This window comes from Streptococcus parasanguinis (genome assembly GCF_019929185.1).
Classification (GTDB): Bacteria; Bacillota; Bacilli; order Lactobacillales; family Streptococcaceae; genus Streptococcus; species Streptococcus parasanguinis_O.
Genome location: NZ_JAHZPC010000004.1, coordinates 180,892 through 203,583 on the forward strand (window position 1 = coordinate 180,892; position 22,692 = coordinate 203,583).

Consider the following 22,692-nt stretch of genomic DNA (forward strand, 5'->3'; position numbering starts at 1 on the left):
TTATGAAAAGACAGATGGGGAAGCTGGAGAATACGAGATGAAATACGGCTATCAAGATAAGTCTGATCCAACCATTGTTAAATGGCGTATTCTCTTAAATGCCCGTCAAGATATCCTCCGTGGAATGGTCATTAAAGACCAATTTGGAGATGGTTTAACTCTGGTTGAAGGTAGCTTGCGTGCGGTTCGCTATGCTCCTGTAGAAGGTGGGATCAAGAACGAAGCTCAGATCTTGAGTCTCCCAGTTCTGGATAACTTTACTAAAAAAGCTGTTTTCGATAAGAATGCAGATGGCAAGACCACTGGTTTTACGATTGAATTTGGTGATAACTACAATTGGCCAATGTATATTGAATATTCTACAAAAGTAGCTCCTGGAACGAAAGTCGGTGATCTTGTTCATAACACGCTAACATGGACAGCAACTAATTTCCCAGCACCGCGTAGTTTAACCCGTGAAGTGAGATTAGAATCAGGATCTGGCGAAGGATTGGGTGAGAAAGAACAAACACCACCGACACCTAGCTCAACCTCATCATCAAGTTCTAGTTCATCATCAAGCTCATCATCCTCATCAAGTTCTAGTTCATCATCAAGTTCATCATCTTCAACGAGTTCTAGTTCATCATCAAGTTCATCATCTTCAACGAGTTCTGGTTCTACATCGAACTCAACATCCACATCAAGTTCTTCATTGAAATCATCTTCATCTTCTGTTAAAGAAGAAGCCCCAAAACCTGGTAAGAAAAAAGTTCTTCCAAGTACAGGTGAAAAGATGACACCGGTGGTTCTTGTCATGGGTGTCTTCCTAGCAGTTCTATCGGTTGGTATTTTACGTGTAAGAAAAGATTCCTAAATCTATTCATAAAAGATCAGACCTTTGTCTGGTCTTTTTGTGTAGACTCGATTTGAAAAATCCCCTATTTCGTGGTAAAATAGGGCTAATGAATTTATAGTAATCGAGGTATTAGAAGTGGCTTTTGGAGATAACGGAAAACGTAAAAAAACACCATTTGAAATGATCACGATGGTTGTTATTGTGATTATGTTGATTGTAACGGTTGGTGCAATCTTTGCAACCGCAATTGGTGCTCTTTCTTACTAAGACGCACACAGAAATAAAGGAAATCATCTATTTATGAGTATGTTTTTAGATACAGCCAAGATTAAGGTCAAGGCTGGTAATGGTGGCGATGGCATGGTGGCTTTTCGTCGCGAAAAATATGTCCCTAATGGCGGACCTTGGGGTGGTGATGGAGGTCGTGGTGGCAATGTCATCTTCGTAGTAGACGAAGGCTTGCGCACCTTGATGGACTTCCGTTATAACCGACATTTCAAAGCCCAAAATGGGGAAAAAGGAATGACCAAAGGGATGCACGGACGGGGAGCAGAAGATCTCTATGTACGAGTCCCTCAAGGAACGACCGTCCGAGATGCTGAGACTGGCAAGGTCATTACAGACCTAGTTGAAAATGGACAAGAGTACATTGTCGCACACGGTGGCCGTGGCGGACGTGGAAATATTCGTTTTGCTACTCCAAAGAATCCAGCTCCAGAGATTTCTGAGAATGGGGAACCTGGTCAGGAACGCGAACTCGAATTAGAACTCAAGGTATTGGCAGACGTTGGTTTGGTTGGCTTCCCTTCTGTTGGGAAATCTACCCTTCTTAGTGTCATCACTTCAGCCAAACCAAAGATTGGAGCTTATCATTTCACAACCATCGTTCCAAACTTGGGCATGGTTCGGACACCGTCAGGTGAATCCTTTGCAGTCGCAGACCTTCCTGGATTGATTGAAGGAGCTAGCCAAGGTGTCGGATTAGGAACCCAGTTCCTTCGTCACATCGAGCGCACTCGAGTTATCTTGCATGTTATTGATATGTCTGCCAGTGAAGGACGTGACCCTTATGAAGACTATGTTCAAATCAATAAAGAGCTTGAAACCTATAATCTTCGTTTGATGGAGCGACCTCAGATTATCGTGGCAAATAAGATGGATATGCCAGAAAGCCAGGAAAATTTGAAAGAGTTCAAGAAGAAATTGGCAGCCAATTACGATGAGTTTGATGAACTGCCACAGATCTTCCCGATCTCTAGTTTGGCGCATCAAGGTTTGGACAACTTGTTAGAAGCAACAGCAGAATTGTTAGACAAAACGCCAGAATTCCTCTTGTATTCAGAAGACGAAATGGCCCAAGAAGAAGTCTACTATGGCTTTGATGAAGACCAGCCAGCCTTTGACATCAGTCGGGATGACGATGCCGCTTGGGTCTTGTCTGGTGAAAAACTTGAAAAACTCTTTAATATGACGAATTTCGATCGGGATGAAGCGGTCATGAAATTTGCTCGTCAATTGCGTGGCATGGGTGTTGATGAAGCTCTCCGTGCGCGTGGGGCAAAAGATGGCGATATCGTCCGGATCGGTAAATTTGAATTTGAGTTTGTAGATTAGGATAGATCCCCAGCGGATCAAGGATTCCAAATAAGAAGTGAGGCTTTTTCAGTGGGAGATAAACCAATATCTTTTCGAGATGAAAATGGAAATTTTGTTTCAGCAGCCGATGTTTGGAATGCTGAAAAACTTGAAGAACTCTTTAATACGTTAAACCCTAAGCGCAAATTGCGCTTACAAAGGGAAAAATTAGCAAAAGAAAACCAGCAGAAGTAAATAGACTTGGAGAATACTATGGCAAAAACAATTCATACAGATAAAGCACCTGCAGCAATTGGACCTTATGTTCAAGGGAAAATCGTAGGGAATCTTCTCTTTGCAAGTGGACAAGTTCCCTTGTCACCTGAAACAGGTGAAATCATTGGAGAAACCATCCAAGAACAAACAGAGCAAGTCTTAAAGAACATTGGGGCTATTTTGGAAGAGGCTGGGACAGACTTTGACCACGTGGTGAAAACCACTTGTTTCTTAAGTGATATGAATGACTTTGTACCTTTTAATGAGGTCTATAAAACAGTCTTTACTACAGAGTTTCCAGCTCGATCTGCTGTTGAAGTAGCACGCCTGCCACGTGATGTGAAGGTTGAAATTGAAGTTATTGCGGAAATCAAAGCCTAATAACCATTCAAAGACAAAAAGACAGAGTGGAGAGCAGGAAACTGTAGGCCACTCTGTTTTATTTATGGGAGGAGAAAATGACAGAAAGTAAGATTCAACTGGTCATGGTAACAGGGATGAGCGGTGCGGGTAAGACCGTCGCCATCCAATCGTTTGAGGATTTGGGTTACTTTACCATCGATAATATGCCACCGGCGCTCTTGCTGAAATTTATTGAGCTCATGCGCCACAGTCCCGATAACAATAAATTAGCCGTTGTTGTGGATATGCGGAGCCGGTCTTTTTTCAATGAAATTCGCACCATTTTGGATGAATTGGACAACCAAGAAGACCTCGATTTCAAGGTCTTGTTCTTGGATGCCACTGATAGTGAGTTGGTAGCACGATACAAGGAAACCCGTCGTAGCCACCCACTAGCGGCAGATGGCCGTGTCTTAGATGGGATTACTCTAGAGCGCGAACTCTTATCCCCTTTAAAAAATATCAGTCAAAATGTAGTAGATACGACTGAGTTGACACCTCGTAATCTGAGAAAAACCATTGCAGAACAATTTGCCAGTCAAGACAATCAGCCAGATTTTCGGGTTGAGGTCATGTCATTTGGGTTTAAATATGGCCTTCCGATCGATGCTGACCTTGTGTTTGACGTGCGTTTTCTTCCAAATCCCTACTACAAATTGGAGCTTCGGAATTTAACCGGTCAAGATCCAGCTGTTTATGATTATGTCATGGATCACCCTGAATCAGAGGACTTTTACCGTCATCTTCATGACTTGATCGTTCCTATTTTACCGTCCTATAAACGTGAGGGTAAATCCGTTCTCACCATTGCTATGGGATGTACCGGTGGGCAACACCGTTCAGTAGCCTTTGCAGAGCGCTTAGCACATGATTTAGAAAAAAATTGGCAGGTCAATTGCAGTCATAGAGACAAGGACAGACGGAAAGAAACGGTGAATCGCTCATGAGAAAACCTAAAGTAACCGTTATTGGAGGAGGAACAGGGATTTCTGTTATTCTCGATAGTCTGAGAAAGAAACCGGTCGATATTACTGCTATTGTAACCGTTGCAGATGATGGCGGGAGTTCAGGTGAATTGCGGAAGAACATCCAAAAATTGACACCACCTGGGGATCTTCGAAATGTGCTGGTTGCCATGTCAGATATGCCTCGTTTTTATGAGAAGGTCTTTCAATACCGCTTTGCTGACGATGATGGCCCTTTGGCCGGACACCCTTTGGGAAACTTGATTATTGCAGGGATTTCAGAGATGCAAGGCTCGACCTATAATGCCATGCAGTTGTTAACCAAGTTCTTTCATACGACCGGCAAGATCTATCCGTCCAGTGATAGTCCCTTGACCCTTCATGCCGTCTTTCAAGATGGAAAAGAAGTGGTAGGAGAAAGCCACATTGCCAACTACACCGGCATGATTGATCATGTTTATGTGACCAATACCTTTGATCAAGAGCGTCCAAAAGCTAGTAAAAAAGTAGTGGAAGCTATTCTTGAAAGTGATATGGTCGTCTTAGGTCCTGGTTCGCTCTTTACCTCGATCCTTCCTAATTTGATGATCGATGAGATTGGGAAAGCCATCCTTGAAACCAAGGCTCAGGTAGCCTATGTTTGTAACATCATGACCCAAAGAGGAGAAACCGAGCATTTCACAGACAGTGACCACGTTGCCGTTCTCCATAAACATTTGGGAGAGAAGTTCATCGATACCGTCCTTGTCAATATCAATCAGGTTCCCGCAGCTTACATGAACAGTAACAAATTTGATGAATACTTGGTGCAGGTAGAGCACGATTTCAAGGGGCTACACTCGCAAGTTCCCCAAGTGATTTCTTCTGATTTCTTGAAGTTGGTCAATGGAGGAGCCTTTCATGATGGTGAAAAAGTGGTCGAAGAGTTGATGCAGATCGTGCAGGTGAGAAAATGAGTTTTACGGTTCGTGTAAAAGAAGAATTATTGTCTCTCAAGCGATTTGAAAAGAGTGAATTGGCTGCCATTATCAAGATGTCTGGAAGTCTTGGGATTTCAATGGGGGGCTTGACGCTCTCGGTAACAACAGAAAATGCCAAGATCGCTCGCCATATCTATGAATTGTTGCATCATTTCTATGAGGCCAAATCGGATATCCGCCACCACCAAAAAACCAATTTGAAAAAAAATCGTGTTTACACAGTATTCTTGGATGAAAAGGTGGAAGAGATTCTAGCTGACTTGCATTTGGCAGATGCCTTCTTTGGGATTGAAACAGGTATTGATGCCAGTGTTTTAGAAGATGAAGTAGCCAGTCGTGCTTATCTTCGAGGGGCTTTTCTGTCGAGTGGTTCCATCAAGGATCCTGAAAAAGGAAAGTACCAGTTGGAAATTCATTCTGTTTATACAGACCACGCGGAAGGAATTGCCCTTCTCATGCAAGGATTTTTACTAGATGCGAAAACCATCGAGCGGAAAAAAGGAGTGGTGACCTATCTGCAACGAGCGGAAGATATTATTGATTTTCTCATTGTAGTAGAGGCCATGCAAGCCATGCAGGAATTTGAGTCTATCAAGGTCATGAGAGAGACGCGCAATGACGTCAATCGGGCCAATAATGCCGAGATGGCCAACATTCAGCGCACAGTCACAGCTAGCATGAAAACCATTAATAATATTAGTAAAATTGTGGATACGGTCGGCCTAGGGAGTTTACCAAGTGACTTGCAAGAAGTTGCCTATATCCGGATGAACCATCCAGATTATTCCATCCAGCAGATCGCAGATAGCTTGCAACAACCTATTTCAAAAAGCGGCGTCAATCACCGCTTGCGTAAGATCAATAAGATCGCAGACGATTTAGACAAATAAAAAAGGCCAAAGGCCTTTCATAATGAGGATAAAGTCTTTTTAAAAACTTTCCTTAGGTGAGTACGGACGTCAGCGAACTTCATAGAAGTTCCATGACTTAGTTTTGAGCCTAATGTCTCAAAACTCCCGAGTGCCTGAAACGTAATGTTTCAGGCACTTTTCTCACAGCGGAAAGTTTTGTATTTTCTTGATTCATACTAAAAATAGGAACTCATTTTTACTTCTTTGCAGAATCGATTAACTTAAAATAGTTTGACTTCAATTTAAAAAAGGCCAAAGGCCTTTTTTATTATAAACTAGTTGAGTGCGTTGGTTGGACTTTCTTATCTGGATAGATGTAGTTGATGGCATTGTTTACGGCTGTTGGAGCTTCCCCCAGACCTGTAGCGATGAGATCAATCTTTCCTTCGTAGAAGCAGCAGTCTCCACAGGCATAAATTCCAGGAAGGCTGGTTTCTTGTTTCTGATTCACCTTGATTTTATGGCGTTGCAATTCTACACCCCATTCTTTCAAGTTTCCGATTGAAGATTTAAAGCCATAGTTGACAAATAAGTGATCAATCGGGATGAGTTCGGTTTCATCGGCTTTAACTTTTGTGATTTCAAGATGAGTGGCATGACCATTTTCGCCAATCAAGCGGCTAGGAACAAATGGTGTTTTGATGCTGACAGAAGATTGCTTGAGTTCTTCTACACTGTGTTCTAGGGCACGGAAGTTGTCCCGACGGTGAACGATTGTAGTTGGAGCAATCATATCAAAAGCAAGAGCCCAGTCCACAGCAGAGTCCCCACCACCAAGGACGGTCACCTGTTGTCCTTCATATTGTTGGATGTTTGAAACATGGTAGTGGACGTTATCAAAGTCTTCAGCTCCCTCAATGTCAAGGGCGCGTGGCTTAAAGGCACCGCCACCCATGGCAATGATGACGGCTTTAGACTGATGCACCTGGCGAGAAGTAGTGATCGTGAAGAGGTCACCCTCTTTTTGAATATCCTCTACAGTTTCATTGAGGAAGATCGGTGTATCGAATCGTTTGACTTGCTCGATCAAGCGGTTGCTCAATTCTTCACCTGTTAAATTGGTAAATCCGGGTACATCGAGGATACTTTTTTCTGGATAGAGAATGGCTGGTTGTCCTCCAAGTTGAGGTAAGGAATCAATCAGTTTGACTTTAACTTGGCGCATATTGCCATAAAAAGCAGCAAACAGACCAACTGGTCCGCCCCCAACAATCGTAATATCATAAATTTCTGACATGGTATCTCCTTCAGGGTTTTCTTTGCTTCCATTGTATCATAAAATAGGAAGAATGAAAAAGTCGGAAAAAGAAATAGCATGAAGGTTAGGAAGGCTAGAAAAGTTTTAAAAGATCTTGACAGCACCTTTAAAGTATGATAAAATGATTAAGATTTTAGGCTTGAAGGGAGTGAAAAATATGTCAAAAACAGTAGTACGTAAGAATGAATCTCTTGACGATGCTCTTCGTCGTTTCAAACGTGCGGTTACTAAAGCTGGTACTCTTCAAGAAACACGCAAACGTGAATTCTATGAAAAACCTTCTGTAAAACGTAAACGTAAATCAGAAGCAGCTCGTAAACGTAAAAAATTCTAATTGAATACAGAAACAGACTTCGGTCTGTTTTTTGTTTTTTCTCATCCATCAAAGACAAAAAAACCGACCTTCCAGCTAGAAGATCGGATCTTTTTATCTGATTATTTGTTTGCAAGCAAGTCGCGGATTTCAGTAAGCAACTCTTCTTGAGTAGGAGCTGGAGCTTCTTCTTCGACAGCTTCTTCTTTTTTACCAAGGTTTTGTGCTTTTTCTGCAGCTTTAACGATAAAGAAGAGAACAGTTCCAATGACGATGAAGTTGATTACTGCGCTCAAGAAGCTACCGTATGCAACACCGTTCCATGTCAATTCAGCAATCTTTTCAACACCAGCAGCTTTCAAAGCTGGGTTCAAAATAAGCGGTGTTATGATGTCGTTTACAAATGAAGTAACGATAGCTCCAAATGCAGCCCCGATAATCACAGCAACAGCAAGGTCAACAACGTTTCCACGAAGGAGGAAAGCTTTCAATTCTTTTAACATATCCTAAATATGTCCTTTCATAATAATTTTTTACTATGATAGTATAACGGAAAAATATTCGACTGACAAGGAATATGCCTCTTTTTTTTAAAATTAGTGATAAAGGTTGAAAATCTTTTCTTTTCTGTGTGAAATCGGTAGGAAAAAATTTACTTTTACTAACTTTTAGTATAAAATATAAAGTGATAATCTATGGTAAAATGGAGGCACTGTTTATGGTTGATAAAGAGCTGATTGCAGAAATTAAAAACAGTGTAAACATTGTTGAAGTTATTGGAGAAGTTGTTTCTTTGACCAAGGCTGGCCGTAACTTTTTGGGCCTCTGTCCTTTTCATGGTGAAAAGACTCCTTCTTTTAATGTCGTTGAAGACAAGCAGTTTTACCATTGTTTCGGATGTGGTCGCTCGGGAGATGTCTTTAAGTTTATTGAGGACTACCGTGGAGTTGCCTTTATGGATGCGGTTCAGATCGTAGCAGAAAAAGCGGGTATTGCGCTTCAGTACCAAGCAAGGCCGGCTCAACCAACGTCTATCAATCCCAACCAAGAACTTTATGAGATTCATCAGGAAGCCAGTAAGTTCTACCAGGCGATTCTGATGACGACAAAGATGGGAGAAGAAGCGCGAAATTATCTGCATGAACGTGGACTGACGGATGAGGTCATCCGACATTTTCAATTGGGCTTAGCACCAGCAGAAGGAAATTATCTCTATCGAAATCTCTCTGAGAAGTTCTCTGAGAAAGTGATTACCGATTCGGGGTTATTCACAATCTCAGATGCTGGAACAGTTTTTGATGCCTTTCAGGATCGGATTATGTTTCCTTTGACGGATGATAGTGGACGTGTCATTGCTTTTTCTGGTAGGCTGTGGAAAATGACGGAGGATGGTAGTCATCAAGCCAAGTACAAGAATAGTCGTAGTACCCGTCTATTTAATAAAAGTTATGAACTCTATCATTTGGATCAAGCCAAGACGAGCGCCAAAAAGCAACATGAAATGTATATCATGGAAGGCTTTATGGATGTCATTGCGGCTTATCGAGCTGGGATTGAAAATGCAGTCGCCTCTATGGGGACAGCCTTGACACCAGAGCATGTCCAGCACCTGTCTCATTTTACTAAAAAGGTCATCTTGACCTATGATGGAGATAAGGCAGGGCTTGAAGCAACAGCTAAGGTCTTGGATGTCTTGCAGGATCTGGAGTTGGAGATCGTCCGTATCCCAGATCAGATGGACCCTGATGAGTACCTCAAAAAGACGTCCCCAGAAGATCTAGCTACCCTCTTGAAGAATTCTCGGATCAGTAAGGTTGAATTCTTGATGCACTACTGGAAACCCCAGTATATTGAAAACTTGCAAGCACAAATTGAGTTTGTCGAAAAGCTGGCACCGATGATCGCCCAGACGCGCTCTATTACAGCGCAAAACACTTATATTTATAAGTTGGCCGATTTATTGCCGGACTTTGATTACTTGCAGATTGAGCAGATTGTCAATAATAGTCGTTTGCAACAACGGCAGGAGGCTCAAAGTGGTGGACGATCAAAAACATCGCATCTTTCAGTAGAGCTCTTGCCGAATCGTGGGATGACGCGCTTGATCAAGGCGGAAAATCATTTGTTAAGTAGGATGAAGGATTTTCCAATGGTCCTCAATGATTACCGTTTGCGATCTGATTTTGCCTTTGACACGCCGGAGTTACAGATCTTGTATCAATTGCTCTGTCAAAATGGAGAAGTCACCTCTCAGGATTTGTCCGAGCAGCCTGAAGGGGTCCAGCACGCCTGGTACCGCATGTTAGAAGAAGATTTACCAGATGAGATAGCAGATGGTGAGTTAGAAGAAGTAGAAGCGACACGGAATCGTGAGCTTCTTCGCAAAGAAAGTCAACAAATTGGAAATAAAGTGAAGGAAGCTTCCTCAATAGGGGATGCGGAAAAAGCTTTATTGGAACTCGAGCGTTTAATCGCTCAAAAAAGAAGAATGGAGTAAGAATGGCTAAAGAACAAAAAGATATTACAACATTGGACGTTCAAATTGCAGAATTTATTCGCAGCCACAAGAAAAGCGGAACTGCAACAGATGATGAAATTAATGACCAATTGGTTATTCCATTCACACTCGATGCAGATGGGATTGAAGATCTTTTGCAACGCATTCAAGATGCAGGGATTTCGATCACTGATAAAGACGGCAACCCAAGTGCGCGTGTGTTGAACAATGAAGAAGAGCCAGAGTTGTCAGATGAGGAATTGCTTGGAAGCAACTCTGCTAAGGTCAATGACCCGGTACGGATGTACTTGAAAGAAATTGGGGTTGTTCCTCTTTTGACCAATGAAGAAGAACAAGAATTGGCTATCTTGGTGGAACAAGGTGACTTGGAAGCCAAACAACGTCTAGCAGAAGCCAACCTTCGTTTGGTTGTATCCATTGCGAAACGTTACGTTGGTCGTGGGATGCAATTCTTGGATTTGATCCAAGAAGGAAATATGGGCTTGATGAAGGCGGTTGATAAGTTTGACTATACCAAAGGGTTCAAGTTCTCTACTTATGCTACTTGGTGGATCCGTCAGGCCATCACTCGTGCCATTGCAGACCAAGCGCGTACCATTCGGATTCCTGTTCACATGGTGGAAACCATTAACAAGTTGGTTCGTGAGCAACGCAATCTCTTGCAAGAATTGGGACAAGACCCAACACCAGAACAAATTGCTGAACGTATGGATATGACACCAGACAAGGTGCGAGAAATCTTGAAGATTGCTCAAGAACCGGTTTCTCTTGAAACTCCAATCGGGGAAGAAGACGATAGCCATTTGGGCGATTTCATCGAAGATGAAGTGATTGAAAATCCAGTAGACTACACTACTCGTGTGGTACTACGCGAACAATTGGATGAAGTCCTCGATACTTTGACAGATCGAGAAGAAAATGTTTTGCGTCTTCGTTTTGGTCTTGATGATGGAAAAATGCGGACCTTGGAAGATGTGGGGAAAGTCTTCAACGTGACCCGTGAACGGATCCGTCAGATCGAAGCCAAAGCCCTCCGCAAACTTCGCCACCCAAGCAGAAGCAAACCATTGCGTGACTTTATAGAGGATTAAAAATGTCCAGTGGACATTTTTAACGGCCACCTAAAAACCAAAGAGTGGCCAGATCCTGCGGATCTTTTTAACCCGAGCCCAGAAATTCTATCGAGAGTAAATAGCAGAAAAAGGAAGTCATATGGCATATACAACTGAGCAAATTGAAGAAATTAAAAATAAAATCTTAAATGCTTTGGAAGAGGTAATCGATCCTGAGCTTGGGATTGACATTGTCAATTTAGGTCTTGTCTACGAGATACATTTTGACGGTGAAACTGGAGCAACCATCATTGATATGACCTTAACGACCATGGGGTGTCCATTAGCGGACCTTCTGACAGATCAGATTCATGATGTTTTAGCAGAAGTAGAAGAAGTGACATCGGTGGATGTGAAGTTGGTCTGGTATCCTGCTTGGACGGTTGAAAAGATGAGCCGTTATGCACGGATCGCACTTGGAATTAGTTAAACACTCTATGTATCAAAACAAATCAGAGGTTGGGGCTCCCCTAACCTCTGATTTGTTTATCCCATTTTTTTTGAACAAGCATTTACAAATTCTTAGCAAATTTTCAGATAAAGTTGCAATCATCAAGAGGACAAGGTATAATAGCATAAATAGAAAATAAAGGAGATTTACATGAATCAGTATCCTTTGGTCTACTTGGACCATGTGACAAAGAATTATGGGCATGAAGTTGCTCTCATGGATGTTAGTTTGAACATCCAACCTGGCCGTATTATTGGCCTTTTGGGGCCTAATGGTAGCGGGAAAACAACCATCATTAAATTGATTAATGGTTTGTTGCAACCAAGCCTTGGAAATATCTATATTCATGGTCAATTACCATCCCCAGCTTCTAAAAAAGTTGTTTCCTATTTGCCGGATACGACTTATCTGAGTGAAAATATAAAAATTAGTGATGCTATTAGCTATTTCCAAGATTTTTATTCAGATTTTAATGTCCAACGAGCTTACCAATTGCTCAACGATTTGCATTTGCATCCAAATCAAAAATTGAACAGCCTTTCAAAAGGGAACAAGGAAAAAGTACAATTGATTTTGGTGATGAGTCGTGAAGCTGACTTGTATGTCCTTGATGAACCAATCGGTGGGGTCGACCCAGCAGCGCGTGATTATATTTTGCGGACCATTATTCAAAACCGACGTCCAAACTCTTCTGTCTTGATTTCTACTCACTTGATTGCGGATATTGAGCAAGTTTTGGATGAAGCGATTTTCATCAACCAAGGAAGAATCCTCTTGCATGAAAATACGACTGTTTTGCGCAATCAACACGGAAAATCAATCGATGAGATCTTCCGTGATCAATTCCGTGTTTATTAGGAGGAACCCATGTTTGGTAAATTATTAAAATATGAATTTAAATCGACAGCTAAGTGGTATTTATTGATCACCCTGATTGCACTAGGTTTGTCAGTGATTACAGGTGTTATTGGTGGAAGTGCTACAAACGGTTTTGTGGATATGGAAACCAATAGTATGCAAATCATAACAGGGACTCTTGGGATTCTCATTTTTGGAGGAGTCATTGGTCTTTATCTTAGCAACTACTATATTATTATCCGTCGTTTCTATTCCAACTTATACGGACGTGAAGGTTACTTGACCTGGACTCTTCCAGCTAGCCCCCATGCGATCATTTTGTCAAAATTTGTGGGAGCTTTAGTAGCGAGTCTTTACTGCCTATTCCTTCTATTTTTTAGTGGTTTTATCACAATTATTGTGATGGGTGCTGTCATTGGACAAGACCTCTCTCCTGTATTTAGTATTATCGCTGAGGCTTTTAGTCATTCTATTGCTTATTGGATTATCGTTTGGTGGATTTTTACCACAGCTTCAGGAATCTTACTATTTTATGTATCGATCGCACTTGGCCAACTCTTCCAAAATCGTCGTGGATTTAAGGCTATTCTGTTTTTCTTTCTCTTGTGCATTGTTTTAAGTATCATTGGTACAGCATTTAATCCATTAAAAGATTCATATGCTGTCGGGTCTGCATTGGTTTATGGAAATATTGATGATTTTGGACCTAACTTTATCCCAGGTCTTATCTATGAAGTCATCAAGATTGTTTCTATGTACTTCACGATTCACTATATCAGCAAGTACAAGTTGAATCTTCAATAATAACAGTAAATTGAGCAAGGAGCTTCCCGGTGGAAGCCTTCTTGTTCAATTTTTTTCTTTTGCATTTTTGGCTACATTTTGATATACTAATTGTATTCGTTTTGGGGTCGTTACGGATTCGACAGGCATTATGAGGCATATTTTGCAACTCATCTAGCGGATGTAAAACGCCAGTTAAATATAACTGCAAAAAATAATAATTCTTACGCTTTAGCTGCCTAAACACCAGCAGGCGTGACCCGATTCGAATCGCTCGTGTTTGATGACAGGTCTTAATTATAGCGAGATACGATCTAGCTTGGTCTAGGAGTTAGATAAGAGATTGATAGACTCGCAGGTACAGGGCTTGAGTTATGTGTCATGTAGCTGTTAAACTAAGACATAACCTATGGTTGTAGACAAATATGCTGGCAGGTGTTTGGACGTGGGTTCGACTCCCACCGGCTCCATATTTTTATTCATGGAAGATTACTCAAGAGGCTTAAGAGGCCGTGTTGGAAACGCGGTAGGCGTGTAAAAGCGTGCGTGGGTTCGAATCCCATGTCTTCCGTTGTTGAGACATCATTGTGTAGCAGTGGTGTTTTTTTGTACAAAAAAGAGTCCCAAAAATAGACAAGTGAGGGAGGAGACAAAGTGATTGCACAGCTAGATACCAAATCAGTCTATACTTTTATGGAAAGCCTTGTGACCATAAAAGACTATGTCCACGTGGCTAAAAGCATGGGGTATGACGCATTGGGAATCATGGATGTAGATAATTTGTATGGTGCTTATGAATTTATCGAAGCCTGTCAGGCCCACAATCTCAGCCCCTTGGTCGGATTAGAAGTTGGACTAGAAGTAGACAATGAAACAATTCCGTTTCGGATGATGGCCCTGTCAACGAAGGGCTACCAGAATCTGATGAAGATGTCGACCGTCAAAATGATGGGGAAGAGCAATTGGGAGGATGTGAAGCACCTAACAGAAGGAGTAGCAGTTATTGTCCCAGCGCCTTTTGCTAGTGGAGACTTGCCGTTTGGTCTAGATTACTTCATCGGAGTTTTTGCGGATACGCCGGTTCAAGAGTTTAGCCACCCTGTGCTCCCTCTTCATACCGTTCGATTTTTTGAGGCGGGAGATGTGGAAGCCATGCAGATGCTGGCAGCCATCAAGGACAATCAAAGCTTGACGGAAACAGGGCCAATTGATCAGACAACAGTCCTAAAAACTCCTCAGGATTTAAAGAATGATTTTGCAGAGCGATTTCCTCAAGCCATCACAAATCTGGAAAACCTTGTTCAAGGGATTCAATATGACATTGATACCCAGTTGAAATTGCCTCGCTTCAATCCTCAGAAACCAGCTGTTGAGGAACTCAGAGAATTAGCTCAAGCGGGTCTCCTTCGAAAGAACTTGACTAGTCCGGTCTATCAAGAACGTCTGGAGCATGAATTAGACATTATTCACCAAATGGGCTTTGATGACTATTTCTTGATTGTCTGGGACCTTCTTCGTTTCGGACGGAGTCAAGGCTATTATATGGGAATGGGACGTGGGTCTGCTGTAGGCTCACTGGTAGCCTATGCATTAGGAATTACAGGGATTGACCCTGTGGAGAAGAACCTCCTCTTTGAGCGCTTTTTAAATGTGGAGCGCTACACCATGCCGGATATTGATATTGATATTCCTGATATCTATCGTCCAGAATTTATCCGCTATGTGCGAGACCGTTACGGGAGTTACCATGCAGCTCAGATCGTGACCTTTTCAACCTTTGGGGCCAAACAAGCCATTCGAGATGTCTTTAAACGTTTTGGGGTACCAGAGTACGAATTGACCTCCATTACCAAGCGGATTGGCTTTAGGGATACACTGACGACAGCTTATGAACAGAATCTAGCTTTTCGACAAGTGATTCATAGCCGAGCAGAATTTGAGCGTGGCTTTGAAATTGCCAAAAGAATAGAAGGCCAACCAAGGCAGACCTCTATCCATGCGGCTGGGGTTGTGATGAGTGACCAGGATTTGACGGATCACATTCCTCTCAAGTATGGAGAAGACATGTTTGTCACCCAGTATGATGCCCATGCGGTTGAAGCCAATGGTCTGTTGAAGATGGACTTTTTGGGTCTGCGAAATTTAACCTTTGTTCAGAAAATGAAGGAAGCCGTCTATGAAAAGTACCAAGAAGAGATCGTGATTGAAGCCATTGATTTAGAAGATCCAGAAACCTTGGCCTTGTTTGCTGCTGGGGATACCAAGGGGATTTTCCAATTTGAACAGGCTGGAGCCATTCGCCTCTTGAGACGTGTGAGACCCAATCATTTCGAAGAAGTGGTAGCGACCACCTCTCTCAATCGTCCAGGGGCTAGTGATTACATTGATAATTTCGTCAAAAGAAAGCACGGCCAAGAAAAAGTTGAGATTTTAGATCCAGCTATTGAAGAAATCTTAAGGCCCACTTATGGGATCATGCTCTACCAAGAGCAGGTCATGCAGGTTGCCCAGCGTTTTGCAGGCTTTAGTCTAGGGAAAGCCGATATTTTACGTCGGGCTATGGGCAAAAAAAATGCAGCTGAAATGCATCAGATGGAAGACGATTTTGTCGCAGGTGCTCTTAAACTTGGGCATACGGAAGAAAAAGCTAAAGAGGTCTTTGCAATCATGGAAAAATTCGCAGGCTATGGGTTTAACCGTTCCCATGCCTACGCCTATTCTGCCTTGGCCTTTCAGATGGCCTATTTCAAGGTCCATTATCCAGATGTTTTCTTTGATGTTATGCTCAATTATTCGAGCAGCGATTATCTGACAGATGCTCTCCAGTTTGATTTTAAAGTCGCGCCATTATCCATCAACACCATCCCTTACAGAGATAAGTTCCAGGATCGAAAAATCTACTTGGGAATGAAAAATATCAAGGGACTCCCAAGAGATTTCGCGTATTGGATCATTGATAATCGTCCCTTTGAAAGTGTCGAAGATTTTATTTTACGCCTCCCCAATCAGTATCATAAATTACCTCTGTTAACACCTTTAGTGGAGCTTGGATTGTTTGATATTTTTGAAAAAAATAGGCGCAAGGTGCTTCACAATTTGCCGAATTTGTTTGTCTTTGCCGATGAGCTAGGTAGTTTATTTGCAGATTCTAACTATTCCTGGACAGAAGCAGAAGACTTTAGCCAAGCTGAAAAATATGAGAAGGAAGAGGCCATTATTGGTGTCGGGCTCAGTACTCACCCATTGGTTGCGATTGGGCAAACGAGTCCCTACGAGATCCAACCAATTTCTCAAATCATACAAGGAGAGCAGGTACGCATTCTCATTGAGGTACAAAGCATTCGAACCATTCGAACCAAGTCAGGTGATCTCATGGCTTTCTTACAAGTCAGTGATACCAAGAAAAAATTGGATGTGACCCTTTTCCCTGAAACCTACAATCGATTTTCCTCCTTGATAAAAGAAGGTGGCTTTTATTACTTGACAGGGAAGATACAAGAGCGTGATGGGCGCTTGCAGATGATTCTAGCAGAGGCACAACTAGCGACCAATGAAAAGTTCTGGATCCAGTTGCTCGATCATCGTCAGGATAAAACAATTCTTTCTATCTTGAAAAAATATCCGGGCCCATATCCTGTGATATTACGCTATGAAGACGAGAAAAAAACTCTACAATTGAAGGGCTATACAGTCCAGAAAAACAAAGAATTGGAAGATGAATTAAAGAATCTCGTTATGAAAACGATTTATCGGTAAAAACTGCGAAAAATACGAGAATTTTAGTCTTCTTTGTGTTATAATTACGTAGAATGTAAAAGAAAAAAAGGAGCAAACAACGAAATGAAACGTATTGCTGTTTTAACTAGTGGTGGAGATGCCCCTGGTATGAACGCTGCCATCCGTGCAGTTGTTCGTCAAGCAATTTCAGAAGGAATGGAAGTTTTCGGTATCTATGATGGATATGCGGGAATGGTTGCTGGTAAAATTCAGCCTCTTGACGCCTCATCTGTTGGAGATATTATCTCCCGTGGTGGTACCTTCCTTCATTCAGCTCGTTACCCTGAATTCGCTCAACGCGAAGGTCAATTAAAAGGGATCGAGCAATTGAAGAAACACGGGATCGAAGGTGTTGTCGTTATTGGTGGAGATGGTTCTTACCATGGTGCGATGCGCTTGACTGAGCTTGGATTCCCAGCTGTTGGTCTTCCTGGTACGATCGACAACGATATCGTCGGAACTGACTTTACAATTGGTTTTGATACGGCAGTCACAACTGCAATGGACGCGATCGATAAGATCCGTGATACTTCATCTAGTCACCACCGTACTTTCGTAATTGAAGTTATGGGACGTAACGCTGGAGATATCGCTCTTTGGGCAGGGATTGCATCTGGTGCAGATGAAATCATCATCCCTGAAGAAGGATTCAAGATCGAAGATGTTGTTGAGAGCATCAAAGAAGGTTACGCAAAAGGTCGTACCCACAACATCATCATCTTGGCTGAAGGCGTGATGTCTGCAGATGAATTTGGTAAAGCGTTGAAAGAAGCTGGTGATGAAAGTGACCTTCGTGTGACTGAGCTTGGCCACATCCAACGTGGTGGTTCACCTACTGCGCGTGACCGTGTTCTTGCTTCACGTATGGGAGCACATGCAGTTAAATTGTTGAAACAAGGAATCGGTGGTGTAGCCGTTGGTATCCGTAATGAAAAAATGGTGGAAAACCCAATCCTTGGTAAAGCAGAAGAAGGAGCCCTCTTTAGCTTGACAGAAGATGGTAAGATTGTGGTAAACAATCCACATAAAGCTGATCTTGGTCTTGCCGAGTTGAACCGTAGCTTGTCTTCAATCTAATTTTATTTCATAAATTCGTTAACCTTGTCTTAAAAAGACAGATATATTTAAAAAGGAGTCATATATATCATGAACAAACGTGTAAAAATCGTTGCAACTTTAGGTCCTGCGGTAGAAATCCGTGGCGGTAAAAAATTCGGTGAAGATGGATACTGGGCTGAAAAACTTGACGTTGAAGCTTCAGCACAAAACATTGCTAAATTGATCGAAGCTGGTGCGAACACTTTCCGTTTCAACTTCTCACACGGTGACCACCAAGAACAAGGTGAACGTATGGCGACTGTTAAACGTGCAGAAGAAATCGCTGGTAAAAAAGTTGGTTACCTTCTTGATACAAAAGGTCCTGAAATCCGTACTGAATTGTTCGAAGGCGAAGCTAAAGAATATTCATACAAGACTGGTGAACGTATCCGCGTTGCTACAAAACAAGGTATTAAATCAACTCGTGAAGTGATTGCTTTGAACGTTGCTGGTGCGCTTGACATCTTTGATGACGTTGAAGTTGGACACCAAGTATTGGTTGATGATGGTAAATTGGGTCTTCGCGTTGTAGAAAAAGACGCTGCAAAACGTGAATTTGTTGTTGAAGTTGAAAACGATGGTATCATCGCTAAACAAAAAGGTGTAAACATCCCTAACACTAAGATTCCTTTCCCAGCACTTGCTGAACGTGATAACGACGATATCCGTTTCGGTTTGGAACAAGGTATCAACTTCATCGCGATCTCATTCGTACGTACTGCAAAAGACGTTCAAGAAGTTCGTGCTATCTGTGAAGAAACTGGTAACAGCCACGTTCAATTGTTTGCGAAAATCGAAAACCAACAAGGTATCGAAAACTTGGATGAAATCATCGAAGTTACTGATGGTATCATGATCGCTCGTGGTGACATGGGTATCGAAGTACCATTCGAAATGGTTCCAGTTTACCAAAAAATGATTACTTCTAAAGTAAATGCTGCTGGTAAAGTTGTTATCACTGCAACAAACATGCTTGAAACAATGACTGAAAAACCACGTGCTACACGTTCTGAAGTATCTGACGTCTTCAACGCTGTTATCGATGGTACTGATGCTACAATGCTTTCAGGTGAGTCTGCAAACGGTAAATACCCACTTGAATCTGTAGCTACAATGGCGAAAATCGACATGAACGCTCAAACACTTTTGAAAGAATATGGTCGTTTGAACCCAGCTTCATTCGAACGTAACTCTAAGACAGAAGTTATGGCTTCAGCTGTTAAAGATGCTACAAACTCAATGGATATCAAATTGGTTGTAACCTTGACTAAGACAGGTCACACTGCACGTTTGATCTCTAAATACCGTCCAGATGCTGATATCTTGGCATTGACATTTGACGAATTGACAGAACGTGGATTGATGTTGAACTGGGGTGTTATCCCAATGTTGACAGATGCTCCTTCATCAACTGATGATATGTTCGAAATTGCTGAACGTAAAGCAGTTGAAGCTGGTCTTGTTAAATCTGGTGATGATATCGTTATCGTTGCTGGTGTACCAGTTGGAGAAGCTGTTCGTACAAACACAATGCGTATCCGTACAGTACGTTAATAGACAATTATATCTAAAAGCCTTGCTGGTTGGTCCGAAAGGATTGACCGCGAGGTTTTTCTTTTTCTTCTGGTGTGTGTTGATAAGAATTCTCACTAATGCTTACTTTCTCTTTTTTAAAGATCAAAAACATGGTATAATAAATAAAAAGGAAGGGAGACATACATGCCAAGGAGAGATTTAATTAGAAATGTCATAATTGTCGGTGTACTGGTTTTGGCACTGATTTTGCTTCGAATCTTTGTATTTCATCCATTTAGTATCAATGATAAAATGGCCAATGCTTCTGTGAAAACTGGAGATCTTGTGGTAGCAACTAGAAACGCTCAGGTAGATCGCAGTGATTTGGTCTTATATAAGGTCGGTGGAAAAGAATACCTTGGACGTGTCATTGCCAAAGAAAACGACGAAGTCAGCTACGTAGATGACGTCCTCTATTTGAATGGACAGGCAACACCAGAACCTTACCTGAATAAAATGCTGAATAAACACCTAGCTGCTCCAACGAGTAATGGGTATTATACGGATGATTTCTTTTTATCAGAGTTAAAAGGGACCAAGGCTGGTCGTGTACCATCGGATACTTATCTAGTCTTAAATGATAACCGTGGGGATACAGAAGATAGCCGTGAGTTTGGTTATATCCATAAAAATCAGATCGAAGGAGTCGTGAATCTGCGTCTCTATCCTCTCAATAAATTTGGATTTATAAAAGTAGAAGAATAGCCGAAAGGCTATTTTTTTTATAAATATCAAAATGAACTAGTTTTTTTCCATTTTTGTGGTAAGATGTTCATTAAATAATTTTTTAGGAGGAGAATGCTATGCAGTATGCTTTGGAAATTTTACCAAGTTTGTTAAAGGGAGCAAGCCTCACCTTGCAAGTGTTTGCTTTCGTATTGATTTTATCGATTCCGCTAGGAATCGTTGTTGCTTTTTTGCTTCAGTTGCGCTCAAAGATCCTGCATGGACTCCTAACGATTTATATCTGGATCATGCGAGGAACTCCTCTTTTGCTTCAGTTGATCTTTATTTATTACGTCCTTCCAAGTATTGGGATTCGGATTGATCGCTTGCCTGCAGCTATCACAGCCTTCACTCTCAATTATGCAGCCTATTTTGCGGAAATCTTCCGTGGAGGAATTGTCGCCATTCCGACAGGTCAGTATGAGGCGGCCAAGGTCTTGAAATTGAGTTCATGGCAAACAATTCGCTATATCATTTTGCCTCAGGTGGTGAAGATCGTTCTTCCAAGTGTCTTCAATGAAGTCATGTCCTTGATTAAAGACACCTCCTTGGTCTATGCTCTGGGAATTAGTGATTTGATCCTGGCTAGTCGGACGGCAGCCAATCGTGATGCCAGTCTAGCGCCTATGTTTTTGGCGGGAGCTATTTATTTAATCCTCATTGGGATCGTGACCATCATTGCTAAGCGAGTTGAAAAGAACTTTTCATATTATAAATAGGAGGAGAAGCATATGTTAGAATTAAAACAAATTTCGAAACGGTTTGGGGATAAGCAGATCTTATCAGATTTCAATCTTCTCGTTCCTGAAAAACAAATCGTCGCCATTGTTGGTCCTTCTGGGGGAGGAAAAACCACCTTGCTTCGCATGCTAGCTGGTCTTGAAACCATTGATTCTGGTCAGATCATTTACAATGGTGAAAACTTGCCTCTGGATGCCTTAGAAAAACGAAATCTTCTCGGTTTTGTCTTTCAAGATTTTCAATTGTTTCCACATTTATCGGTCTTGGAAAACCTTATCTTGTCTCCTGTTAAGACCATGAATGTGACTAAGGAAGAAGCGAGTAAAAAAGCCATGAGCTTACTGGAGCGTCTAGGACTCGAACAACATGCGGATGCTTATCCCTTCTCTCTATCTGGTGGTCAGAAGCAACGGGTGGCATTGGCTCGTGCTATGATGATCGATCCAGAAATTATTGGCTATGATGAGCCGACTTCGGCCTTGGATCCAGAATTGCGATTAGAAGTTGAGAAGTTAATCTTGCAAAACCGTGAACTGGGGGTGACTCAGATCGTTGTTACCCATGATATTCCGTTTGCAGAAGCAATTGCGGATGTTCTTCTCAAGGTTGAGCCTAAATAGGAGGAGACTATGAAACGAGTAATACCATGGCTGATAGGTGTCCTTAGTCTCGCTCTTCTGACTGCCTGTGGACAGACAGTCAGTGATCCTAAAGTGGACAACTGGCAAAAATACCAAAAAGAGCAGTCCATCACGATTGGTTTTGATAATACTTTCGTTCCCATGGGCTTTGAGCAAAAAGATGGGAGCTACGCTGGTTTTGACATTGATTTGGCCAATCAAGTCTTTGAATCTTATGGGATTCATGTCAACTGGCAACCCATTGATTGGGATATGAAAGAAACGGAACTGAAAAATGGGACCATTGATGCCATCTGGAATGGCTATTCGGCAACAGATGAACGTCGGGAAAGTGTTGCTTTTACCAAGCCCTATATGAAAAATGAACAAGTCTTGGTCACTAAGAAAGCCTCTGGGATCCAATCAGTCGATGGGATGAAAGAGAAACGATTAGGTGCCCAGACCGGATCGTCTGGCTATATGGATTTTGAAGCCAATCCTAAAATCTTAAAAAATAAGGTTAAAAATCAAAAGGCTACCCAATACCAGAGTTTCAACGAGGCGCTGATCGATCTTCAGAATGATCGGATCGATGGCCTCTTAATCGACCGTGTCTATGCCAACTATTATCTGCAAACGGAAGGAATTTTAAAAGACTACAATGTCTTTCCTGTCGGTTTTGAGACAGAATCCTTTGCGGTAGGGGTGCGCAAGGCGGATAAAACTTTGAAGAAAAAAATTGATGAAGCATTCGTAAAACTTTATCAAAAGGGCCAGTTCCAAAAGATCTCTAAGAAGTGGTTCGGAACGGATGTAGCAACAGACGATATCAAGTAATAAAGAGAGTGGGACAGAAATCGGTAATTCGTTAGAATTCGATTTCGTCGTCCCACCTCCGCACAGTTGAGTAGGGCT

The 22,692-nt window shown here is 41.9% G+C and carries 23 protein-coding genes, 1 tRNA gene and 1 other RNA gene; 23 read left to right on the forward strand and 2 right to left on the reverse strand.

Annotation, left to right across the window (positions count from 1 at the left end):
* Positions 1 to 37: 37 nt before the first annotated feature.
* From K1I56_RS10025 to whiA, 8 genes are all read left to right on the forward strand, one after another.
* A complete protein-coding gene (locus tag K1I56_RS10025; RefSeq protein ID WP_411575282.1) occupies positions 38 to 856 on the forward strand; it encodes a collagen binding domain-containing protein in 819 nt (272 codons plus the stop codon).
* Between the two features lie 117 nt (positions 857 to 973).
* Positions 974 to 1,105 carry a DUF4044 domain-containing protein gene (locus K1I56_RS04430; protein WP_003011566.1) on the forward strand — a complete coding sequence of 44 codons (132 nt, stop codon included), beginning with the start codon at positions 974 to 976 and terminating at the stop codon, positions 1,103 to 1,105.
* Positions 1,106 to 1,138: 33 nt separating this feature from the next.
* Positions 1,139 to 2,452, forward strand: a complete 1,314-nt coding sequence (obgE, locus tag K1I56_RS04435) for a GTPase ObgE (protein ID WP_023917726.1) — start codon at positions 1,139 to 1,141, stop codon at positions 2,450 to 2,452.
* A 51-nt stretch (positions 2,453 to 2,503) separates the two neighbouring features.
* Entirely contained in the window at positions 2,504 to 2,668 is a 165-nt protein-coding gene (locus K1I56_RS04440; RefSeq protein ID WP_003006512.1) for a hypothetical protein, read from the forward strand.
* Positions 2,669 to 2,686: 18 nt separating this feature from the next.
* Positions 2,687 to 3,070 (forward strand): RidA family protein, encoded by a 384-nt coding sequence (locus tag K1I56_RS04445; RefSeq protein WP_003006514.1) that lies wholly within the window; start codon positions 2,687 to 2,689, stop codon positions 3,068 to 3,070.
* A gap of 77 nt (positions 3,071 to 3,147) precedes the next feature.
* On the forward strand, positions 3,148 to 4,038 hold the full coding sequence (gene rapZ, locus K1I56_RS04450) for an RNase adapter RapZ (protein WP_009732574.1): 891 nt from the start codon (positions 3,148 to 3,150) through the stop codon (positions 4,036 to 4,038).
* On the forward strand, positions 4,035 to 5,012 hold the full coding sequence (locus K1I56_RS04455; RefSeq protein ID WP_003017791.1) for a YvcK family protein: 978 nt from the start codon (positions 4,035 to 4,037) through the stop codon (positions 5,010 to 5,012). The genes rapZ and K1I56_RS04455 overlap by 4 nt, the downstream gene beginning before the upstream one ends.
* Positions 5,009 to 5,926 (forward strand): DNA-binding protein WhiA, encoded by a 918-nt coding sequence (whiA, locus tag K1I56_RS04460; RefSeq protein ID WP_023917728.1) that lies wholly within the window; start codon positions 5,009 to 5,011, stop codon positions 5,924 to 5,926. The genes K1I56_RS04455 and whiA overlap by 4 nt, the downstream gene beginning before the upstream one ends.
* A 289-nt stretch (positions 5,927 to 6,215) precedes the next feature.
* Here the strand turns inward: whiA and K1I56_RS04465 are convergent, their stop codons facing one another.
* Entirely contained in the window at positions 6,216 to 7,184 is a 969-nt protein-coding gene (locus K1I56_RS04465; protein ID WP_118397094.1) for an NAD(P)/FAD-dependent oxidoreductase, read from the reverse strand.
* A gap of 178 nt (positions 7,185 to 7,362) precedes the next feature.
* Between K1I56_RS04465 and rpsU the strand changes: the two genes are divergently transcribed.
* Positions 7,363 to 7,539, forward strand: coding sequence for a 30S ribosomal protein S21 (rpsU, locus tag K1I56_RS04470; RefSeq protein WP_000048054.1), 177 nt, complete (start codon positions 7,363 to 7,365; stop codon positions 7,537 to 7,539).
* 101 nt (positions 7,540 to 7,640) lie between these two features.
* On the opposite strand, the gene mscL is transcribed toward rpsU, so the two are convergent.
* On the reverse strand, positions 7,641 to 8,021 hold the full coding sequence (mscL, locus tag K1I56_RS04475; RefSeq protein WP_118397097.1) for a large conductance mechanosensitive channel protein MscL: 381 nt from the start codon (positions 8,019 to 8,021) through the stop codon (positions 7,641 to 7,643).
* A 215-nt stretch (positions 8,022 to 8,236) separates the two neighbouring features.
* On the opposite strand from mscL, the gene dnaG reads away from it, so the two are divergent.
* The 14 genes from dnaG (at position 8,237) to K1I56_RS04545 (ending at position 22,614) form a co-directional block, all read left to right on the forward strand.
* On the forward strand, positions 8,237 to 10,015 hold the full coding sequence (gene dnaG / locus K1I56_RS04480) for a DNA primase (protein WP_223325372.1): 1,779 nt from the start codon (positions 8,237 to 8,239) through the stop codon (positions 10,013 to 10,015).
* Positions 10,016 to 10,017: 2 nt separating this feature from the next.
* A complete protein-coding gene (rpoD, locus tag K1I56_RS04485; RefSeq protein WP_003003251.1) occupies positions 10,018 to 11,127 on the forward strand; it encodes an RNA polymerase sigma factor RpoD in 1,110 nt (369 codons plus the stop codon).
* Positions 11,128 to 11,248: 121 nt separating this feature from the next.
* Positions 11,249 to 11,578 carry a metal-sulfur cluster assembly factor gene (locus tag K1I56_RS04490; RefSeq protein WP_004220168.1) on the forward strand — a complete coding sequence of 110 codons (330 nt, stop codon included), beginning with the start codon at positions 11,249 to 11,251 and terminating at the stop codon, positions 11,576 to 11,578.
* Positions 11,579 to 11,749: 171 nt separating this feature from the next.
* Positions 11,750 to 12,457: an ABC transporter ATP-binding protein gene (locus K1I56_RS04495; protein ID WP_021152925.1), complete on the forward strand. Its 708-nt coding sequence runs from the start codon at positions 11,750 to 11,752 to the stop codon at positions 12,455 to 12,457.
* Positions 12,458 to 12,466: 9 nt separating this feature from the next.
* Complete coding sequence (locus tag K1I56_RS04500) at positions 12,467 to 13,261, forward strand: hypothetical protein (RefSeq protein WP_070586565.1); 795 nt, start codon at positions 12,467 to 12,469, stop codon at positions 13,259 to 13,261.
* A gap of 103 nt (positions 13,262 to 13,364) precedes the next feature.
* Positions 13,365 to 13,713: a transfer-messenger RNA gene (gene ssrA, locus K1I56_RS04505) on the forward strand.
* A 10-nt stretch (positions 13,714 to 13,723) separates the two neighbouring features.
* A tRNA-Ser gene (locus K1I56_RS04510) sits at positions 13,724 to 13,811 on the forward strand.
* A gap of 83 nt (positions 13,812 to 13,894) precedes the next feature.
* Positions 13,895 to 16,996: a DNA polymerase III subunit alpha gene (locus tag K1I56_RS04515; RefSeq protein WP_023917739.1), complete on the forward strand. Its 3,102-nt coding sequence runs from the start codon at positions 13,895 to 13,897 to the stop codon at positions 16,994 to 16,996.
* Between the two features lie 84 nt (positions 16,997 to 17,080).
* Positions 17,081 to 18,094 (forward strand): 6-phosphofructokinase, encoded by a 1,014-nt coding sequence (gene pfkA, locus K1I56_RS04520; protein WP_021152956.1) that lies wholly within the window; start codon positions 17,081 to 17,083, stop codon positions 18,092 to 18,094.
* A 69-nt stretch (positions 18,095 to 18,163) separates the two neighbouring features.
* Entirely contained in the window at positions 18,164 to 19,669 is a 1,506-nt protein-coding gene (gene pyk / locus K1I56_RS04525) for a pyruvate kinase (protein ID WP_013903352.1), read from the forward strand.
* A gap of 165 nt (positions 19,670 to 19,834) precedes the next feature.
* Entirely contained in the window at positions 19,835 to 20,395 is a 561-nt protein-coding gene (gene lepB / locus K1I56_RS04530) for a signal peptidase I (protein WP_003006560.1), read from the forward strand.
* 98 nt (positions 20,396 to 20,493) lie between these two features.
* Entirely contained in the window at positions 20,494 to 21,135 is a 642-nt protein-coding gene (locus K1I56_RS04535) for an amino acid ABC transporter permease (protein ID WP_023917742.1), read from the forward strand.
* Positions 21,136 to 21,147: 12 nt separating this feature from the next.
* Positions 21,148 to 21,777: an amino acid ABC transporter ATP-binding protein gene (locus K1I56_RS04540; RefSeq protein ID WP_023917743.1), complete on the forward strand. Its 630-nt coding sequence runs from the start codon at positions 21,148 to 21,150 to the stop codon at positions 21,775 to 21,777.
* A gap of 9 nt (positions 21,778 to 21,786) precedes the next feature.
* On the forward strand, positions 21,787 to 22,614 hold the full coding sequence (locus tag K1I56_RS04545) for an amino acid ABC transporter substrate-binding protein (RefSeq protein ID WP_023917745.1): 828 nt from the start codon (positions 21,787 to 21,789) through the stop codon (positions 22,612 to 22,614).
* The last annotated feature ends 78 nt before the right edge of the window (positions 22,615 to 22,692 follow it).

Bases quoted from the DNA above. Each gene is read 5' to 3' on its own strand.
- rpoD (WP_003003251.1), top strand. From the start codon at position 10,018: ATGGCTAAAGAACAAAAAGATATTACAACATTGGACGTTCAAATTGCA.
- K1I56_RS04540 (WP_023917743.1), top strand. From the start codon at position 21,148: ATGTTAGAATTAAAACAAATTTCGAAACGGTTTGGGGATAAGCAGATC.
- rapZ (WP_009732574.1), top strand. From the start codon at position 3,148: ATGACAGAAAGTAAGATTCAACTGGTCATGGTAACAGGGATGAGCGGT.
- K1I56_RS10025 (WP_411575282.1), top strand. From the start codon at position 38: ATGAAATACGGCTATCAAGATAAGTCTGATCCAACCATTGTTAAATGG.
- K1I56_RS04500 (WP_070586565.1), top strand. From the start codon at position 12,467: ATGTTTGGTAAATTATTAAAATATGAATTTAAATCGACAGCTAAGTGG.
- pfkA (WP_021152956.1), top strand. From the start codon at position 17,081: ATGAAACGTATTGCTGTTTTAACTAGTGGTGGAGATGCCCCTGGTATG.
- lepB (WP_003006560.1), top strand. From the start codon at position 19,835: ATGCCAAGGAGAGATTTAATTAGAAATGTCATAATTGTCGGTGTACTG.
- K1I56_RS04545 (WP_023917745.1), top strand. From the start codon at position 21,787: ATGAAACGAGTAATACCATGGCTGATAGGTGTCCTTAGTCTCGCTCTT.
- K1I56_RS04495 (WP_021152925.1), top strand. From the start codon at position 11,750: ATGAATCAGTATCCTTTGGTCTACTTGGACCATGTGACAAAGAATTAT.
- K1I56_RS04490 (WP_004220168.1), top strand. From the start codon at position 11,249: ATGGCATATACAACTGAGCAAATTGAAGAAATTAAAAATAAAATCTTA.
- K1I56_RS04535 (WP_023917742.1), top strand. From the start codon at position 20,494: ATGCAGTATGCTTTGGAAATTTTACCAAGTTTGTTAAAGGGAGCAAGC.
- mscL (WP_118397097.1), bottom strand. From the start codon at position 8,021: ATGTTAAAAGAATTGAAAGCTTTCCTCCTTCGTGGAAACGTTGTTGAC.
- K1I56_RS04445 (WP_003006514.1), top strand. From the start codon at position 2,687: ATGGCAAAAACAATTCATACAGATAAAGCACCTGCAGCAATTGGACCT.
- obgE (WP_023917726.1), top strand. From the start codon at position 1,139: ATGAGTATGTTTTTAGATACAGCCAAGATTAAGGTCAAGGCTGGTAAT.
- K1I56_RS04465 (WP_118397094.1), bottom strand. From the start codon at position 7,184: ATGTCAGAAATTTATGATATTACGATTGTTGGGGGCGGACCAGTTGGT.
- rpsU (WP_000048054.1), top strand. From the start codon at position 7,363: ATGTCAAAAACAGTAGTACGTAAGAATGAATCTCTTGACGATGCTCTT.
- dnaG (WP_223325372.1), top strand. From the start codon at position 8,237: ATGGTTGATAAAGAGCTGATTGCAGAAATTAAAAACAGTGTAAACATT.
- K1I56_RS04455 (WP_003017791.1), top strand. From the start codon at position 4,035: ATGAGAAAACCTAAAGTAACCGTTATTGGAGGAGGAACAGGGATTTCT.
- pyk (WP_013903352.1), top strand. From the start codon at position 18,164: ATGAACAAACGTGTAAAAATCGTTGCAACTTTAGGTCCTGCGGTAGAA.
- whiA (WP_023917728.1), top strand. From the start codon at position 5,009: ATGAGTTTTACGGTTCGTGTAAAAGAAGAATTATTGTCTCTCAAGCGA.